Here is a 17,600-nt window from a genome sequence, read left to right on the forward strand (position 1 = left end):
GTCATTGCAGCGCAACATAAAAGTCGCGCTCGCTCGATCCAGCGCACATCTCTGGTCGCCGATGCGCTGGTCAGATGCCTGTTTCATCGACCGATCGGGCCGAATCTTGATGGAGGGGATTGGGGAGTGGGGAGTCGAGATTCGCAACAGCCACAGCAAGACGCCTTTGGCGAATCTTTGGTGCCGATCGCTTATCCAGACGCAGGGCGTCGCCCACCTGCCTGCATCAGGCTGGAAACACGCCGTAGTGCCGTGCGGACAGTCGCAGCTGTTGGCCGGGTTCGAAGCTTCCTGCCGAGGCCGGTAGTTCCACTTCCACCTCATTGCCTGCCGGCTGCAGCGTGGCACGCAGGCGCAGGCGCGCCCCACTACGCTGCGACCAGGCCACCGTGGCCGGCCAGCCGGCGTCGTCGGGCACCAGATCTTCCGGACGCACGTACACCTCGACCGGGCCAGCGGCCAGTGCGGCGTTGGCTGCCGGCAACGCGTGACCTGCCACCTGGATCTGCCCTTGCGCCAGCACACCGGGAATGCGGTTCACCGCACCCACGAACGAATACACGAACGGCGAAGCCGGCTTGTCGTAGATCATCGCCGGGGTGTCGAGTTGCTCGATGCGGCCACGGTTGAGGATGGCGACGCGGTCGGCCAGTTCCAGTGCTTCTTCCTGATCATGAGTCACGAACACCGTGGTCAGACCGGTCTGCTCGTGCAGCGCGCGCAGCCAGCGCCGCAGATCGCGGCGCACCTGCGCATCCAGCGCGCCGAATGGCTCGTCCAGCAGCAGTACGCGCGGCTCGATCGCCAGCGCACGCGCCAGTGCCACACGCTGGCGTTGCCCACCCGAGAGCTGGGTGGGATAGCGTTGCTCCAGGCCCTGCAATTGCACCAGCGCCAGCAGTTCTTCCACCCGCGCACGGATACGCGCTTCGGCCCAGCGCTCGTTGCCGCGGCGCACCCGCAGCCCGAAGGCGATGTTCTCGAACACGTCCATATGCTTGAACAATGCGTAGTGCTGAAACACGAAACCGACCCGGCGCGACTGCACGCTCATACGCGTGGCATCTTCATCGCCGAACAGCACTTGCCCGCCATCGGCGTGCTCCAGCCCGGCCATGATCCGCAGCAGCGTGGTCTTGCCCGACCCGGAGGGGCCGAGCAAGGCCAGCAACTCGCCCTGACGCACATCCAGGGTGATGTCGTCCAAGGCGGTGAAGGTCTCGAACTGCTTGCGCAGGCGGTGGATGCGGATGCCCATGGTCACCTCAATGGCGGTGGTTGGCGGCCAGCGAATCGCCGTGCCGCCATTCCAGATACGTCTTCAGCGCCAGCGTCAGCAGCGCGGTCAAGGCCAGCAGCGACGCGCACGCAAATGCGGCGCTGTAGGCGTATTCGTTGTAAAGAATTTCCACATGCAGCGGCAGCGTATTGGTGCGCCCGCGAATATGCCCGGACACCACCGACACCGCGCCGAACTCGCCCATTGCACGCGCCGCGCACAGCAACACGCCATACAACAGGCCCCAGCGGATATTGGGCAAGGTCACGCGCCAAAACATCTGCCAGCCATTCGCACCCAGACTCAGCGCGGCCAGTTCTTCGTCGCTGCCCTGTTGCTCCATCAGCGGCATCAACTCGCGCGCAATGAACGGGAAGGTGACGAAGGTCGTCGCCAGCACGATGCCCGGCAGCGCGAACACGATACGCGGCAGCTGGATCACCAGCTCGCCCAAGGCCGGCAACTGCACCCGCCAACCTTCGTCGATCAACGGCCAGGCCCAACCGCTACGGCCGAAGATCAGCACGAAGATCAAGCCAGCCACCACCGGCGAAACCGAGAATGGCAGGTCGATCAGGCTGACCAGCAGACGCTTGCCCCAGAACTGATGTTTGCTGATGGCCCACGCCGCAGCAACGCCGAAGATCAGATTCAACGGCAACACGATCGCCGTCACCAGCAGCGTCAGCTTGATCGCCGACAACGCATCCGGGTCGACCACCGCGCGCAGAAACACGTCCCAACCGCCGCGCAGCGCTTCGGCAAATACCAGCACCAGCGGCAGCAGCAGGAACGCCAGCAAAAAGACCAGCGCCCCAAGAATCATCAACCACTGCACCCAGCGCGGCTCATTGGTGGCCGAGTCGGTGATGCGGCGCGCCTGCTCGGTCATCGTGCGGGTCTGCAACATGGAAGGCAGCGACGAAGCAGCATTGCTCATGCGGGCCTCTGTTGATAGCGCAGCAGGCGTGCCTGCAGCGTGTTGACCAGCAGCAGGATCACGAACGACAGCAACAGCATTGCCGCTGCAATTGCGGTAGCACCGGCATAGTCGAATTCCTCCAGCCGGATGGTGATCAGCAGCGGCGCGATCTCGGTGGAATTGGGCAGATTGCCGGCGATGAAGATCACCGAGCCGTACTCGCCCACCCCACGCGCGAAGGCCAATGCAAACCCGGTCAGCACAGCCGGCCACAACCCCGGCAGCACCACCCGCCACACCGTCTGCCAGCGCGAGGCGCCCAGCGTGGCAGCGGCGGCTTCCAGCTCACGCTCGCTCTCGGCCAGCACCGGCTGCACCACCCGCACCACAAACGGCAATCCCACGAATACCAGCGCCAGCACGATGCCCAGCTGGGTGTAGGCCACCTTGATGCCGATCGCCTCCAACCAACGCCCGACCCAGCCGTTTTCACCGTACAACGCGGTCAGCGCAATGCCGGCCACCGCAGTTGGCAACGCAAACGGTAGATCGATCACCGCATCGAACAAGCGCTTGCCCGGAAAGCTGTAACGCACGAACACCCACGCCACCCAGGTGCCCATCACCGCATTGAAGGCGCCCGCCACGAAGGCCGTGCCAAAGCTCACCCGCAGCGCCGACAGCACGCGCGGCTCGCTCCACACCTTCCACAAGCCTTCCCAGCCCAGGCCGCTGGTCTTGATGAAGATCCCCAGCAGCGGGATCAGCACGATCAATCCGAGCCAGGTCAGGGTGATGCCCAGACTCAGGCCCAGCCCCGGCATCACGCGTCGGCGCGATGGCGACGCTGGGCGTGCAACCGACGTCTGCATGCCTACTTCTTGGCCTGGATCTGGTCGAACAGGCCACCATCGGCGAAGTGTTCCTGCTGCGCCTTATCCCAGGAGCCGAACGCCTGCTGGATGGTGACCAGCTTGATGTCCGGGAAGCGGGCCAGGTCCGCCGGGTCGGCGAATTCGGGGTGGCGCGGGCGATAGAAATGCTTGGCGGCCAGCTTCTGGCCTTCCGGCGCGTACAGATAACGCAGATAGGCCTCGGCCACATCGCGCGTACCGTGCTTGTCCACGTTCTTGTCGACCAGCGCAACCGACGGCTCGGCCAGGATCGACAACTTCGGCACCACGATCTCGAACTTGTCCTTGCCCAACTCTTCGCGCGCCAGCAACGCCTCGTTTTCCCAGGCCAGCAGCACATCGCCGATGCCGCGCTGCACGAAGGTCGTCGTGGCGCCGCGCGCGCCGGTATCCAGCACCGGCACGTTGCGGAACAGCGCCTGCATGTAGCGCAGGATGCGTTCGCGGTCGCCCTTGAAGATGTGATCGGCGTAGGCCCAGGCAGCCAGATAGTTCCAGCGCGCGCCACCGGAGGTCTTGGGGTTGGGGGTCACCACCGCCACGCCCGAGCGCAGCAGGTCCGGCCAATCGTGGATGTTCTTCGGGTTGCCCTTGCGCACCAGGAACACGATCGTGGAGGTATACGGCGCGCTGTTGTCGGGCAGTCGCTTCTCCCAATCGGTATCGATCAGCTTGGCCTTCTGCGCGATGGCATCCACGTCATACGCCAGCGCCAGCGTGACCACGTCGGCCTCGATCCCGTCGATCACCGCGCGTGCCTGCTTGCCGGAGCCACCATGCGAGGTCTCCACGGTGACCGTGTCCTGCGGGTGCTGCTGTTTCCACTGCGCCGCAAACACCGTGTTGTAGTCGCGGTAAAACTCGCGCGTAGGGTCGTAGCTCACATTGAGCAGCCCGATGTCGCGCGCCCCCGCCGGGCCGGCCAGAACCAGGAGGGTGCAAAGAAGGGAAGCAAGACGGATACGGGGGTGTGTCACAACGATCTCCTGGCCGGTGGGCGCAGCTGAACAGCAAGCATGCCATGCTGCGCAGCGGCACGCGGGCGGTGAAATGACATCAGTGCCGCCGCTTATGCCGATTTTGCATGACGTAGTGGTATGCCATTGTGATCGTTAACATTGCGCTTCTTTCTTTGCCACAGCGACCGCCATGACCCGTCCGCCTGCCGCGCTCACCGCCCACTACGCCGCCGAACTGGAGACGATCCAGTCCCAGGGCCTGTTCAAGTCCGAGCGCATCATCACCGGCCCGCAGTCGGCGCGGATCACGCTGGCCGACGGCCGCAGCGTGCTCAACTTCTGCGCCAACAATTACCTGGGCCTGGCCGACCACCCGGACATCATCCAGGCCGCCAAGGACGCACTGGACACGCACGGCTTCGGCATGGCCTCGGTGCGTTTCATCTGCGGCACCCAGGATCTGCATAAGCAGCTCGAACGCACCATTGCCGATTTCTTCGGCACCGAAGACACCATCCTCTATGCGGCCTGCTTCGATGCCAACGGTGGCCTGTTCGAGCCGCTGCTCGGCGAGCACGACGCCATCATTTCCGACGCGCTCAACCATGCCTCCATCATCGACGGCGTGCGCCTGTGCAAGGCCAAGCGCTTCCGCTACGCCAACTGCGACATGGCCGATCTGGAAGCGCAGCTGCAGGCCGCCGATGCGGCCGGCTGCAAGACCAAACTGATCACCAGCGATGGCGTGTTCTCGATGGACGGCTTCATCGCGCCGCTGGACGAAATCACTGCGCTGGCGCGCAAGTACAACGCGCTGGTGCATATCGACGAATGCCACGCCACCGGCTTTCTGGGCGCCACCGGGCGCGGCTCGGCCGAGGTCAAGGGCGTGCTGGACCAGATCGACATCTTCACCGGCACCCTGGGCAAGGCGATGGGCGGCGCGCTGGGTGGTTTCACCACCGCAAAGCGCGAGGTGATCGAACTGCTGCGCCAGCGCTCGCGCCCCTACCTGTTCTCCAACTCGTTGCCGCCGCACGTGGTAGCCGCCGGCATCAAGGCGTTCGACATGCTGGAAGCGGCCGGCGACCTGCGCACGCAACTGGTCGACAACACCCGCTATTTCCGCGAGCGCATGACCGCCGCCGGCTTCGACCTCAAGCCCGGCGTGCATCCGATCAGCCCGGTGATGCTCTACGACGCACCGTTGGCGCAAAAGTTTGCCGAGCGCCTGCTGGAAGAAGGCATCTACGCCATCGGCTTCTTCTTTCCGGTGGTGCCCAAGGGGCAGGCTCGTATCCGCACCCAGATCAGTGCCGCGCATACCCGCGAGCATCTGGATCTGGCCATCGACGCCTTCATCAAGATCGGCCGCGAACTCGACGTCATCAAGGCCTGAGCATGCGCACGGTGCTGCGCCAACGGCTCCTGCTCGCGGCGCACACCGATGCCCAGGCGCAGCTGCTCGCCGGCAGTTGGGAAACCCGCTGCCTGCATTGCCGTCGCCGCCTGCAGATTCGTGTCGATGGTGAACCGCTGGGCCACACCACCCTCGAACACGTGGTCCCGCAGGCCTGGTTCGGACGCCGCGCGGCGGCAGCGCTGTGCGCGCTGGTTGGCGACGACCCCAACGACGCGCGCAATCTGGCGCTGGCGTGTGCCGGCTGCAATCACGCCAAAGGACGGCGCCACGATGCAAATGGCGCCGGCGATGCACGCGCCGTCGAGGTCGTCAGCGCGCTGCTCAGCGCGCGTTTGGCACGCTGGCGGGAACCGACGTCAGTGCCTGGACTTCCTCCGCGCTGAGCATCCGCCAGGCGCCTTTGCCCAACTCGCCCATCGGCAGCGGCCCGATCGCCACGCGCACCAGCCGCAACACCCCGATCTCCACGGCCGCCAGCAGCCGACGAATCTGCCGGTTACGGCCTTCGTCCAGCACGATTTCCAGCCACGCATTGCGCTCGCCCTCGCGCAGCAAGCGCACCTGCTTGGCGCGCAGCAGCGCGCCATCACCGTCGGGGTCGGGATCGATCACCCCGGCCTGCAACTGCACCAGCTGCTCGGCGCCAGGGCGGCAGTCGATCTGTACGTGATAGGTCTTGTCGGGCCCGGTCGCCGGGTCGGTCACCGCCGCCGCCCATTGCGGGTCGTTGCTGAAAAGCAGCAGACCTTCGCTGGCCTTGTCCAGCCGCCCCACCGGCGCAATCCACGGCAGGCCGGCGCCGTCGAAACAGCGATACACCGTGTCCCTGCCCTGCTCGTCGCGCACGGTGGTGACCACGCCGCGCGGCTTGTTGAGCATCAAATAGACCCGCGCAGGCCCGGCCAACGGCTGGCCATCGACCGTGATCGCCTCATGCTGGTCGGCACGGATCGGACATTCAGGGTCGCGGATCACCCGCGCTTCCACGCTGACCCGCCCATCGGCGATCCAGCGTGCCGCTTCGGTGCGCGAACACACCCCTAGCTTGGACAACACCCGCGCCAGCCCATGGCGTGGCGCGGCGGTCACCGGTCCTGCCACCGATGGGCGCGAGACGCGCGGCGGCGCTGCCGAACCACGGTTGCGATGCCGGGACGTTGCCGGCGGAGGCCGCCGGGTCATGCCGTCCCGACCGTGCGGCTTACTTGTTTTCGATCGGCTTGGCGTCGGCTGCGGGCGCAGCCGGAGCCGGTGCCGCAACCGGACGCGCCTTGACCACACGCACGCCGCGCGCCTTCATCCAGGCATCGAACTCTTCGGCGGTCATGCGCTTGCCGTTCTGGCTCATGTCGAAGCGCCACGGCGTGTTGTCGAACGCGGTGGTGGCCTTGTAGGCCGCCGGATCGTTCGGATTGACGGTGCCGCCCGGCGGAATGACCTTGGCCAGATCCTGGCAACCTTCCACACGCAGGCGCAGCAGCACGCGGTCCACGGACTGATCGCTGCTGTACGGCTGTGCCAGCACGCCGGTGGGCATGCCCAGCTGCACGCTGCGGGTGTAGAACTCGGCGGCGGCCGGTGCAATGACGGTGGCGGGCAACGGCAGCGGCTGGGACACCGTGCTGCCGGCGCAGTTCGGAGCGGCGTAGGCGGCGGGAATCAAGGCGAGACAGAGCAATCCTGCCGAAGCGGTACGCAGCATCGTTGGTTCTTCCAATAAAAGTGTGGTGTCGACGCGGCGAGTGTAGGCAGCGATGAACGCTGTTTCAACCGGAACCGTGCCTGGATAGCAACACAGACAGCATTGCGGCCTGTGTGCGAAGGAATTTGGGGATGTTTGGAGCGCACATAGACAAAACCCGGCACAAGGCCGGGTTTTGTATGGAACAAGCTAGCGGTCCAATTAGTTCTGGACGTTCAGCTCGGTACGACGGTTCTTCGCACGGCCTTCCGGATTGTCAGAACCATCCGGGTTGGCGTTCGGAGCAATCGGACGGCTCTCGCCGTAGCCGATCGGGCCGACCAGACGCGACGCATCAACGCCGTTCTTGGTCAGGTAGTCGTACACGGTGGTCGCACGACGCTCGGACAGCTTCTGGTTGTACGCGTCGGTACCCTTCGAGTCGGTGTGACCGGCAACCTCGACCTTCAGGTCGGGGTAGCGCTTCAGGATCTCGGTCGCTTCGCTCAGGATCGACATTGCGTCAGGACGCAGGGTCGACTTGTTGAAGTCGAAGTTAACGCCCTTCAGGTCGATCGACACAGGCACCGGGCAACCGTCCGGACCGATGGTCTGGCCAGGCTGCGAAGCCGGGCACTTGTCGTCGCAGTTGTTGACGCCGTCACCGTCGTCATCCAGGTCTGCGCAGCTCGGAGCAACCGGAGCCGGAGCCGGCGGCGGAGCGGTCGACGGAGCCGGTCCCAACGGGATCACGACGCCGACCGAAGCCAGCACGTCGCCGAACCAGTCTTCCTGCGGAGCAGCAACGCTCTGGTCGTTGAAGTCGGCGCGGTAGGCCAGTTCAGCACGCACGGCGACGCGCTTGTCGAAGGTGGTCTGCAGACCGACACCAGCCTTGGCGGCAAAGTTGCCGTCTTTCTGCTGGCCCGGCGAAACCGGGTTCGGGGTTGCGTCGAACTCTTCTTCCGAACGCTGATAGCCCAGACCGAACAGCAGGTAGGGGTTCCAGCCGCGGCCTTCCTGGATGAAGTGGCGACGCAGGTCGAACGAGATGCCGTACTGGCTCCAGTTCTGATCCTGGTTGGCATCGAAGTTCGGGTTCTGATAGTTCAGTTCACCGTCGATCGACCAGTTCGGGCTGACAAACTTGCCCAAGCCCAGGGTGACGAACGGAGCATCATTGGTCAGACGATCGCTGTCCTGGAAGTTGAAGCCAGCGCTACCGGTCAGGTACCAACGGTCATCGAACTCCTGCGCGGACGCAGCCTGGGCAACTGCCAGACCGCCGAGCAACGCGGCAGTGAGAATTTTCTTGTTCATTTATACAGCTCCTTCTTTGGGAGATAAACCGATAGAGGCGTTGTTCTTGGTAAAGATGCTCGTCACATCCAGAGCCATCGGGGCGCAGATTAAGCCGGCCTCAGTGAAGATCGCGTTAACGGTCATATAACATGTGAAAGCAATCACCAGGGTTGCAAACCCCAGGCAATACTACGTATACAGTTTCATGAAGGAAAGGACCGGGCACTCACTTTCACCGGCCACCCCATCTGAACGGCAGCCGACTCAAGCCTGTTGAATACGGTTACAAGCCTGCTGGTTTTCAATGGCCACGACCAAGCCAAAAACCACATTGGTGAACGCAAGGCCCCGTACGAGCTGAATTGTGGGGCCGGTAGTTGCAGCTGACTCGCTTCACAACGCACCCTGAACTTCCCATCAGGAGAGCCCCGATGAAAGCCGTCGCCCTCACCCGCTATCTGCCGATCGACGATCCGGCATCGCTGCTTGACATCGACATCCCCGTCCCTGAGGCGCCGTCGGGGTATGACTTATTGGTACGTGTCGAAGCGATCTCCGTGAATCCGGTCGATACCAAGCTGCGGGCGCCGAAGCCGCAGCCCCTGACCGAGCCGAAAATCCTGGGATACGACGCGGCTGGCGTGATCGAAGCAGTCGGCCCGGAGGTCACCGCGTTTGCCGTGGGCGATGAGGTGTACTACGCCGGCGATATCGGCCGGCCGGGAAGCAACGCGCAGTATCAGCTGGTGGATGCGCGCATTGCCGGGTGCAAGCCCACCTCGCTGAGTTTTGCGCAGGCGGCCGCACTGCCGTTGACCACACTGACTGCGTGGGAGCTTCTGTTCCAACGCATGCCGTTCGCGTTCGATGGCGCACGCAATCGCGGCCGGCATCTGTTGATCATCGGCGGTGCCGGCGGCGTGGGGTCGATCGCGATCCAGCTGGCGCGGCATGCCGGCTTCACGGTGATTGCCACTGCCTCGCGCCCGGAAAGCATCGAATGGGTGCGGCAGATGGGCGCGCAGCAGGTGATCGATCATCACCAGCCGCTGCAGCCGCAGTTGCAGGCGTTAGGTCTGCCGCACGTGGATGCAGCGCTGAATCTGGCCGACACCGACCGCTACTGGCAGCAGCTGGGCGAGATCCTGGCGCCGCAGGGGCATGTCGGTCTGATCGTCGAGCCACGCGGCCCGCTGATGATTGGCGACCCGTACAAATCCAAGTGCATCGGCATCCATTGGGAGCTGATGTTTGCGCGGTCGCGCTACGCCACCGACGACATGGTGGAGCAGCATCGCATCCTCAACCGTACTGCAAGCCTGATCGATGCTGGTGAGCTGCGCACGACGCATACCGAGACGCTGTCGCCGATCAATGCCGACACCCTGCGCGAAGCGCATCGGCGGCTGGAGGGCGGCAGCACGATCGGCAAACTGGTGCTGGCCGGGTGGTAGCCGCGGTGGCTGGCCCCGCCTGTTTGCACTGCAGTGAGGCAGCCCGAAGGCGCCCGCGCCCGCCTTCGGGTTGCACGAGCGCTGTGATCAAGCGCCACCGCCGCATGGGCAGACGCTCCGCAAGGCAGGTCTTGGCCTAGCGGACGGTGTGACGTCGGCCAACCTGCAGCTGCGTCGCGGCCGGCAGCGTGGAATTCGGCACCCAGGGCTTGCCGCCAGGCCCGTTTGCCTGCATCGTGCGCACTCCGTACGCCAGCGTATCCATATCATGTCGCCCGCCACCGGCCCTTCCGCCTCCTCCTTTCCGCACCTGTTCACGCCACTCGATCTGGGTTTCACCCAATTGCGCAATCGCGTCCTGATGGGCTCGATGCACACCGGGCTGGAAGATCGTGCGCGCGATTTCCCCAGGCTGGCCGCCTATTTCGCCGAACGGGCGGCAGGCGGAGTGGGCCTGATTGTCACCGGCGGCTTCTCGCCGAACGTGGTGGGTTGGCTCAAGCCGTTCGGCGGCAAGCTGTCGTGGCCCTGGGAAGTGCGCCCGCACCGCCAGGTCACCCGCGCGGTGCACGAACACGGCGCCAAGATCTGCATGCAGTTGCTGCACGCCGGGCGCTATGCGTATCACCCGTTGTCGGTGGCGCCGTCCAAGCTGCAGGCGCCGATCAACCCGTTCACCCCGCGCGCGCTGTCGGCAGCGGCGGTGGACCGGCAGATCGCCGCGTATGCGCGCGCCGCGCGGCTGGCGCGCGAGGCCGGCTACGACGGTGTCGAGGTGATGGGCTCGGAAGGCTATCTGATCAACGAGTTCACCGCCGCGCGGACCAACAAGCGCAGCGATGCCTGGGGTGGCGACGCAGCCAAGCGCATGCGGTTTGCGGTGGAGATCGTGCGTCGCATCCGTGAAGCCTGCGGGCCGGACTTCATCATCATCTACCGGTTGTCGCTGGTGGACCTGGTCGAAGACGGCAACCAGTGGCAGGAGATCGTGGCGCAGGCGCAGGCAATCGAAGCCGCCGGCGCGACCATCATCAACTCCGGCATCGGTTGGCATGAAGCGCGCGTACCGACCATCGCCACCTCGGTGCCACGCGCCGCATTCGCCGGCGTTACCGCCAAACTCAAACCGCACCTGCGCATTCCGGTGGTGGCGAGCAACCGCATCAACATGCCGGAAGTGGCAGAACGCATTCTGTCCGACGGCGCAGCGGACATGGTGTCGCTGGCGCGCCCGCTGCTGGCCGACCCGGAGTGGACCAACAAGGCCCGCGCCGGGCAGTCGCACACCATCAATACGTGTATCGCCTGCAACCAGGCCTGCCTGGATCACGTGTTCGAAAACAAACTGGCTACCTGCCTGGTCAACCCGCGCGCGGTACACGAAACCGAGCTGATCTATACGCCCACCACGACACCCAAGCGCATTGCCGTGGTCGGCGCCGGACCGGCGGGGCTGGCGTGCGCGACGGTGGCGGCCGAGCGCGGGCATCGCGTCACCTTGTTCGATGCGAGCAGCGAGATTGGCGGGCAGTTCAATGTCGCCAGGCGTATCCCCGGCAAGGAAGAATTCAACGAAACGCTACGCTATTTCCGTCATCGCATCGAAACGACTGGCGTCCAGCTGCGTCTGGACACGCACGTGCAGGCAGCAGACCTCAAGGACTTCGACGAGGTTGTATTGGCGACCGGCATCGAGCCGCGCAAGGTCGACTTCCCGGGCGCCGATCACCCGATGGTGGTGAACTACCTGGATGTGGTGCTGGGTCGGCATGTGGCCGCTCCCAAGGTGGCGATCATCGGCGCGGGTGGCATCGGTTTCGATGTCGGCGAATTTCTGGTACACGCCGGGGAGTCGCCAGCGCTGGATCCGCAGCGCTGGATGGCCGAATGGGGCGTGGACCCGACCTTCGAAGCGCGCGGCGCGCTGGCCAAACCGCAACCCGAGCCCCCTACCCGTCAGGTCTGGCTGCTGCAGCGCAGCTCCGGCCGCCCGGGTGCCCGCCTGGGCAAGACCACCGGCTGGATCCACCGCGCAACGCTCAAGGCCAAGGGCGTCAAGATGCTGGGTGGCGTGGAGTATCTGGGCGTGGACGATGCCGGCCTGCGCATTCGCGTGGACGGCGCCGAGCAATTGCTTGATGTCGGCACGGTGGTGATCTGTGCCGGTCAGGAACCGCGACGCGAGCTGCTGGCCGCCCTGCAGGCCAATGGCCAGCAACCGCACCTGATCGGCGGCGCGGACGTGGCCGCCGAACTCGACGCCAAGCGTGCGATCAACCAGGCCAGCCGACTCGCGGCGGTGCTGTAATGCTTCAGCCGATGACGCACCAGACAAGCCCGGGATAAGGTTGTGGTGCACCGTCCAGTCGCGATAGCAATCGAGCGGCAGGCCGCTTTCTCCAGTGGAAAGCGGCGTTGACGTTGCAGCGGAACGGCTGCCACCCTCGCCTGCAATAACGCCCTCATCGCCTTCTCGCTGCCGTGGCATGCAGCCCTCTTCTTATTGTCTTGGATCGGGGCTATAAGCGGCGGATGCGGACGTCACCGACAACGCGCTTGCTCCCTCCCCTGTCAACGGACACGTTGCTGGCGTACACGGCTGCACACTTCGGCAAAAGCCTGCTCTGGTACACCGGCGAATTGTTGCTGATCTTCGCCTTGACCGAATACGTGGAGCTGAGTGCAACCGCTGCCGGCTTGTCGGTCGCAGCCGGGCTGCTCGTCAGTGCAGGCATGGGGGTGTTCGCTGCGCACCGCTGGCGTGCGGGTGTCAGCCTCGCATGGGCGGGGCGCGTGCAATGGCGAGGCATGTCGCTGGCGGCAGTGACGATGTCGTTGTTGTTTCTGGTACCGGTATTGCCACCACCTGCACGCCTGCCTTGCGTGCTGTTACTCAGCCTGCCGTTCCGTGCGGCCTACGCAATGGGTGATGTCGCGCAGAACACGTTGCTTGGACTGTGCCGTTGGCCATGGCGTGGAGCGCAAGGCGTGAGCGCGCTGCGATTGATCGGCAGCGGCCTGGCCGCATTATTGATGAGTGCAGCGATCGGACTGCTGTTGCACACAGGACATCATGCGGGGGCCGCGACTGCAATGACGGTTGTGGGCACGGTGAGTACCATCGCAATGACCTCGTCCTGGTGGCTGCGCCAGACGCTGCACACCCACACGCAGCACGTTAGTAGCCCACCTGCCGATCGATCGATCGCATCCTCGCGTAGCCATCCACTATTGCCGATAGTGGTGATTGCGCTGCTGTCGCTGGCCTTGCCGACGTTTACCAAACTGGCGCCGTATCTGGCGCAGACGCTGATCATCTCGCAGCGTTGGGGTAGCGCGCTCCTGATCAGCTACGCCATTGGCTCCGTGGTCGTACAACCGCTGGCCGCGCGCCTGCCTACCAGCGCGCGCGAGCGACTGGGATACAGCGGTATCGCGTTGGTCGGCTGTGGGCTGCTGTTTGCATTGCAGACAACGCGCAGCGTCTGGCCGGATGCGGCGCTGGCGCTTGGCGTGGGCATGGCGGCGGGCAGCGCAGGGCACTGGGTGTGGGCGCGTCATGCCGAACTCTCCATGCACTACGACCCGGCGCACCAAGCTCGCCGCTTTGCCATGCTGACCGCCGTCGCACAGGTCGCGCTTGCGCTAGGCAGTGCTGTGGTCGGGCTGCTGCTCCATCTGTACAACGGCCACGATGCACCTCAAGAGTCCCTGGCGTGGTCGATGGCACTCGGGCCCATCGCCTGCGGCTTGGCCTGCCTGCTGCTGGCCTGGAGCACCCGCGCCTTCTCGCTTGCACGGCGATTGCCTGCAGAAACAACACCGACGCCGCTATAAACTTGACCGCGCATACCTAGTTGCACGTTACGCATTTCCTCGACGATTACCGCGCGAAAACGTGTCGTTGGTGCGTACCAAACACGCACGCATCACTTTCGTTTTGGCCGACGTGGCCGAAGCACGATGCAGATCCAGTCGCTGCGTTGGCTAACACCACGTTCGTAATTAAGGCGCGTAGTCGTCCGAATCATTGCGCCACCTCGAACATGCGCCTCTGAGCGATGCGCGTGATCGTAGATAGGACCCTGGACATCGATCACTGATGACGCATGACCGCGACGACCACGCCATAAGATGTGGCGATCTCGAATATCCGCCCAACCAGCAAGACCCCGCGCAGATCTCGCTACAGTTGAGCAAATGATGATTGCGACGAAAGGGTCGTGGAGATCGTTGCGACACCGATGCAGCAGCGCAATTTTTGCAATCGCCTACGACACTTCATGCGTACATGGGCAGACAACTGCTCGCTCAACAATGCCGCAGGATGTGCGGCGCCGACGCGTACAAAACGTGCGACTGCTTGTGTGCGTCCACTTCAACGACACCCGAATTTAATGACTGTTTTTTTCGTTCCCAGATAACGCGTGCAGCCAGCGTGAAAGCAGAACTCACCAACAATCCAGGTGTGCCATCTGCGTAATGTCGAAACACGACCAACGCACATGATCCCCTGTCGCCGCACGAATGCGACGCGCATTGCATGGTGCGATGCGTGAGGCATTACCGACGCAACCTAGACACAGCCGAGGCAAGCCCGCGTCAACCCCGCCCATTCAGCCAAGATTGTGTGATTGGCGCCTACCTTGCGCCAACTTTTTGACCCACCTCATTTGGTGGGCACCTTCGGTAGATCTCTCTTTCACCGAAGACCGGGCGGCCCGTGACAGGTCGCCTCCCCATGACGCCAAGCCTTTCGTACTGGTGCATCCACTTTGGATGCTCTACGAACCGGCCCATACGGAGCAAGGAGTTGTATGAAGATGATTTGGATATTCTGGCTGGCGCAGTTGATGCCGCAGCCAGCTGCAGATTCGCTGTGTTTGAGCACGACCGTTTATCTGGAAGCGCGCGATCAGACCTTGCGCGGCCAGCAAGCTGTTGCGGAAGTTGCGTTGCGTCGACTGGACAGCGGTTTGTGGGGCGACTCGATGTGCGAGGTAGTCACTGCACGCAAGCAGTTCGCACCGACAATCGTCGCGCCGGGCACGCAGTTGAAGAACGACGATGCCTGGAACAAGGCATTGGGCGTTGCACTCGCCGCAGAGCGTAACTGGGCGTTGCCTGTGGGTCAGCGCAAGGAGATCGTGCCTGGCGCCAGCCACTTTGCCGCGAGCGCGATTGCTAGCCCGAGTTGGCGGAATGCGTATCAGGTTGCCACCATCGGCGATCACACGTTCTACCGTGTGCAGAAGTTGCGGCCGCGTACTGCGTCGTAAAGACGTAGTGGGCCGATAGTGCGTTGCAACGTGCCTACACCGTTGCGATACCGCATTGGGCTAATAATGCCGCGTTTTCGCACGAGTCGATTAGTGCGTAGCTCTATGCACGGTGTCTCGCGATGCACGCAAGCGCCCGGCGTGCGCCGCCAGCAAATCGCTACGCGTGATGATGCCGATGACGCGCAGCGTTTGTGGCGTGTCTCTGACAACCAAGCGCCCGACGTCGGCGCCGGCCATGTGATCGGCTGCTTCGCGTAGCGGATGCTGTTCGCCCATGACAACCGCCGCGCCGCACGTGCGCGATTGCAGCAGGGATGCGATCGCCATCGATGCGGCAACAGCGTCAGTACACGCGGCCGTGTCGTCTCGCACGAAAACGTTTTTCCACATTGCGCAGTGCGCTACACGTCGCGCTACAGGTCGCAATACGCCCAGCCTTACATCGCGTTGCCGTTGATCCCATGGCAGCACAGCTGGCCGCCCAACCCGGCTAAGCTTGCATCCCCTAGTCCTCCCTGGATGCACATGAAGCTCTACACCAAGCCCGGCGCCTGTTCACTTGCAGACCACATTGTGCTGCGTTGGTCCGGGCTGCCGTTCGACCTGGTCGTGGTCGATGCAGCCACCATGAAGTCGCCCGAGTATCTGCAGCTCAATCCCGCAGGCGCCGTGCCTTTGCTGGTAGTCGATGATTGGGCGTTGACCCAGAACGCGGCCATCCTGAATTACATCGCCGATGTTGCGCCGCTCACCAGCCTGGGCGGTGACGGCAGTGCGCGTAGCCGCGCCGAAATCAATCGCTGGATCGCCTTTTCGAATGCCGATGTGCATCCGACCTTCAAGCCGATCTTCGGCAGCACCGCGTATCTGCAGGAAGAGGCATTGATCGCGCGCAGTCACGACGACGCACGCAACAAGTTGCGCGCGCTCTACACGCGCGTCGATGCGCATCTGCAGGGCCGCGAGTGGTTGGCCGGCGACAGCCATACCGGCGCCGATGCCTATCTGTTCGTGACCTTGCGTTGGGCCAATAAGGCAGGCGTGGACCTCAGCGGCCTGACCGCACTGGATGCGTTCTTCAAGCGCATGCAGGCCGATGCGGATGTGCAGGCCGCACTGAACGCCGAAGGCCTGTCGTAATCGGCACTGTGGTGTAACGGGTGACGTGATGCCACATCACACGATAAGGCAGCCCATCGCAGCGCGTGCAGATCATCGCGCTGTGTCGCCCGCAGACCATCGCAGCAGATCGAACTCCGCATGCACGTTCATCGCCTGCATGCAGACAAAAAAACGCCGGGCAGTGCCCGGCGCTCTTGTAGCAACTACAGCTGCGAACCTCAGCCCAGCAGGTGCGACACGCCGCTGCGCTCTTCTTCCAGCTCGGCCAGGGTCTTGTCGATGCACTTCTGGCTGAAGTCGTCGATCGGCAGATCCTTGACCAGGGTGTACTGGCCGTTTTCGGTGATCACCGGGAAGCCGAAGATCACGCCTTCCGGAATCCCGTAGGAACCGTCGGACGGCACGCCCATGGTGACCCACTTGCCGTTGCTGCCCAGCACCCAATCACGCACGTGATCGATGGCGGCATTGGCAGCCGATGCGGCCGAGGACAGGCCGCGCGCTTCGATGATCGCCGCGCCGCGCTTGCCCACGGTCGGGATAAAGGTAGACGCGTTCCATTCCTGGTCGTTGATCGCATCGCCGATGGACGCACCATCGGAGGTTGCGAAACGGTAGTCCGGGTACATGGTCGGGCTGTGGTTGCCCCACACCACCAGCTTTTCGATGCCGCCGACCGGCTTGCCGAGCTTGAGCGAGAGCTGGCTCAGGGCGCGGTTGTGGTCCAGACGCAGCATGGCGGTGAAGTTCTTCGGGTTCAGATCCGGCGCCGACTTCATCGCGATGTAGGCATTGGTGTTGGCCGGGTTACCGACCACCAGCACCTTGACGTCACGCTTGGCCACCTTGTTCAACGCCGCGCCCTGCGCGGTGAAGATCTTGGCGTTCTCCAGCAGCAGGTCCTTGCGCTCCATGCCCGGGCCGCGCGGACGCGCGCCGACCAGCAGGGCCACGTCGATGTCCTTGAACGCCACTTCGGCGTCGTCGGTGCCGACCATGCCGGCCAGCAGCGGGAACGCGCAGTCTTCCAGCTCCATCATCACGCCCTTGAGCGCGGCCTGGGCCTTCTCGTTGGACAGTTCCAGCAATTGCAGGATCACCGGCTGATCCTTGCCCAGCATTTCGCCCGAAGCGATACGGAACAGCAGGGCGTAGCCGATCTGGCCGGCAGCGCCGGTCACAGCAACACGAACAGGTGCTTTCATGGGGTGTTTCCTCTGCTAAAAAGCGTTGGTGGGGGTCGCGCGCTGGCGTGGCGCAAG

At 64.0% G+C, this 17,600-nt stretch carries 15 protein-coding genes and 1 pseudogene; 7 read left to right on the top strand and 9 right to left on the bottom strand.

The window, feature by feature from the left end:
* Positions 1 to 226 precede the first annotated feature (226 nt).
* From ASF90_RS03910 to ASF90_RS03925, 4 genes and pseudogenes are all read right to left on the bottom strand, one after another.
* Complete coding sequence (locus tag ASF90_RS03910) at positions 227 to 1,258, bottom strand: sulfate/molybdate ABC transporter ATP-binding protein (RefSeq protein WP_055846341.1); 1,032 nt, start codon at positions 1,256 to 1,258, stop codon at positions 227 to 229.
* A 7-nt stretch (positions 1,259 to 1,265) separates the two neighbouring features.
* On the bottom strand, positions 1,266 to 2,219 hold the full coding sequence (cysW, locus tag ASF90_RS03915) for a sulfate ABC transporter permease subunit CysW (RefSeq protein ID WP_055846044.1): 954 nt from the start codon (positions 2,217 to 2,219) through the stop codon (positions 1,266 to 1,268).
* A complete protein-coding gene (gene cysT / locus ASF90_RS03920; RefSeq protein ID WP_055846046.1) occupies positions 2,216 to 3,073 on the bottom strand; it encodes a sulfate ABC transporter permease subunit CysT in 858 nt (285 codons plus the stop codon). Before cysT ends, cysW begins: the two co-directional genes overlap by 4 nt.
* A 2-nt stretch (positions 3,074 to 3,075) precedes the next feature.
* Positions 3,076 to 4,172, bottom strand: a pseudogene (locus tag ASF90_RS03925) (sulfate ABC transporter substrate-binding protein).
* A gap of 92 nt (positions 4,173 to 4,264) precedes the next feature.
* Between ASF90_RS03925 and kbl the strand changes: the two are divergent.
* Together kbl and ASF90_RS03935 are read left to right on the top strand one after the other, a co-directional pair.
* A complete protein-coding gene (gene kbl, locus ASF90_RS03930; protein WP_055846051.1) occupies positions 4,265 to 5,473 on the top strand; it encodes a glycine C-acetyltransferase in 1,209 nt (402 codons plus the stop codon).
* 2 nt (positions 5,474 to 5,475) lie between these two features.
* Positions 5,476 to 5,880, top strand: coding sequence for a hypothetical protein (locus ASF90_RS03935; RefSeq protein ID WP_055846054.1), 405 nt, complete (start codon positions 5,476 to 5,478; stop codon positions 5,878 to 5,880).
* On the opposite strand, the gene ASF90_RS03940 is transcribed toward ASF90_RS03935, so the two are convergent.
* The 3 genes from ASF90_RS03940 to ASF90_RS03950 form a co-directional block, all read right to left on the bottom strand.
* Positions 5,819 to 6,679, bottom strand: a complete 861-nt coding sequence (locus ASF90_RS03940) for a pseudouridine synthase (RefSeq protein ID WP_055846057.1) — start codon at positions 6,677 to 6,679, stop codon at positions 5,819 to 5,821. The genes ASF90_RS03935 and ASF90_RS03940 overlap by 62 nt on opposite strands.
* Before the next feature lie 19 nt (positions 6,680 to 6,698).
* Positions 6,699 to 7,199 carry a hypothetical protein gene (locus tag ASF90_RS03945; RefSeq protein WP_055846060.1) on the bottom strand — a complete coding sequence of 167 codons (501 nt, stop codon included), beginning with the start codon at positions 7,197 to 7,199 and terminating at the stop codon, positions 6,699 to 6,701.
* A 201-nt stretch (positions 7,200 to 7,400) separates the two neighbouring features.
* Positions 7,401 to 8,498: an OmpA family protein gene (locus ASF90_RS03950; protein ID WP_055846063.1), complete on the bottom strand. Its 1,098-nt coding sequence runs from the start codon at positions 8,496 to 8,498 to the stop codon at positions 7,401 to 7,403.
* Positions 8,499 to 8,911: 413 nt separating this feature from the next.
* Here ASF90_RS03950 and ASF90_RS03955 point away from each other — a divergent pair, with 413 nt between their 5' ends.
* The 4 genes from ASF90_RS03955 to ASF90_RS03970 all read left to right on the top strand — a co-directional run bounded on the left by ASF90_RS03955 (position 8,912) and on the right by ASF90_RS03970 (position 15,213).
* Positions 8,912 to 9,934 carry a zinc-binding alcohol dehydrogenase family protein gene (locus ASF90_RS03955; RefSeq protein WP_055846065.1) on the top strand — a complete coding sequence of 341 codons (1,023 nt, stop codon included), beginning with the start codon at positions 8,912 to 8,914 and terminating at the stop codon, positions 9,932 to 9,934.
* A gap of 268 nt (positions 9,935 to 10,202) precedes the next feature.
* Positions 10,203 to 12,242 carry an NADPH-dependent 2,4-dienoyl-CoA reductase gene (locus ASF90_RS03960; protein ID WP_055846068.1) on the top strand — a complete coding sequence of 680 codons (2,040 nt, stop codon included), beginning with the start codon at positions 10,203 to 10,205 and terminating at the stop codon, positions 12,240 to 12,242.
* A 248-nt stretch (positions 12,243 to 12,490) separates the two neighbouring features.
* Positions 12,491 to 13,771 (top strand): MFS transporter, encoded by a 1,281-nt coding sequence (locus ASF90_RS03965; protein ID WP_236699189.1) that lies wholly within the window; start codon positions 12,491 to 12,493, stop codon positions 13,769 to 13,771.
* Positions 13,772 to 14,751: 980 nt separating this feature from the next.
* Positions 14,752 to 15,213, top strand: a complete 462-nt coding sequence (locus tag ASF90_RS03970; RefSeq protein WP_055846073.1) for a cell wall hydrolase — start codon at positions 14,752 to 14,754, stop codon at positions 15,211 to 15,213.
* A 90-nt stretch (positions 15,214 to 15,303) separates the two neighbouring features.
* On the opposite strand, the gene ASF90_RS24475 is transcribed toward ASF90_RS03970, so the two are convergent.
* Positions 15,304 to 15,606 carry a CBS domain-containing protein gene (locus tag ASF90_RS24475; protein WP_082473394.1) on the bottom strand — a complete coding sequence of 101 codons (303 nt, stop codon included), beginning with the start codon at positions 15,604 to 15,606 and terminating at the stop codon, positions 15,304 to 15,306.
* A 135-nt stretch (positions 15,607 to 15,741) separates the two neighbouring features.
* On the opposite strand from ASF90_RS24475, the gene ASF90_RS03980 reads away from it, so the two are divergent.
* A complete protein-coding gene (locus tag ASF90_RS03980; RefSeq protein ID WP_055846080.1) occupies positions 15,742 to 16,356 on the top strand; it encodes a glutathione binding-like protein in 615 nt (204 codons plus the stop codon).
* Positions 16,357 to 16,556: 200 nt separating this feature from the next.
* Here ASF90_RS03980 and ASF90_RS03985 read toward each other — a convergent pair whose 3' ends face one another.
* Positions 16,557 to 17,543 (bottom strand): malate dehydrogenase, encoded by a 987-nt coding sequence (locus ASF90_RS03985; RefSeq protein WP_055846083.1) that lies wholly within the window; start codon positions 17,541 to 17,543, stop codon positions 16,557 to 16,559.
* Positions 17,544 to 17,600: the final 57 nt, after the last annotated feature.

Origin of the sequence: Xanthomonas sp. Leaf148, from assembly GCF_001423585.1 — a bacterium.
In the GTDB taxonomy this organism is placed as follows: Bacteria; Pseudomonadota; Gammaproteobacteria; order Xanthomonadales; family Xanthomonadaceae; genus Xanthomonas.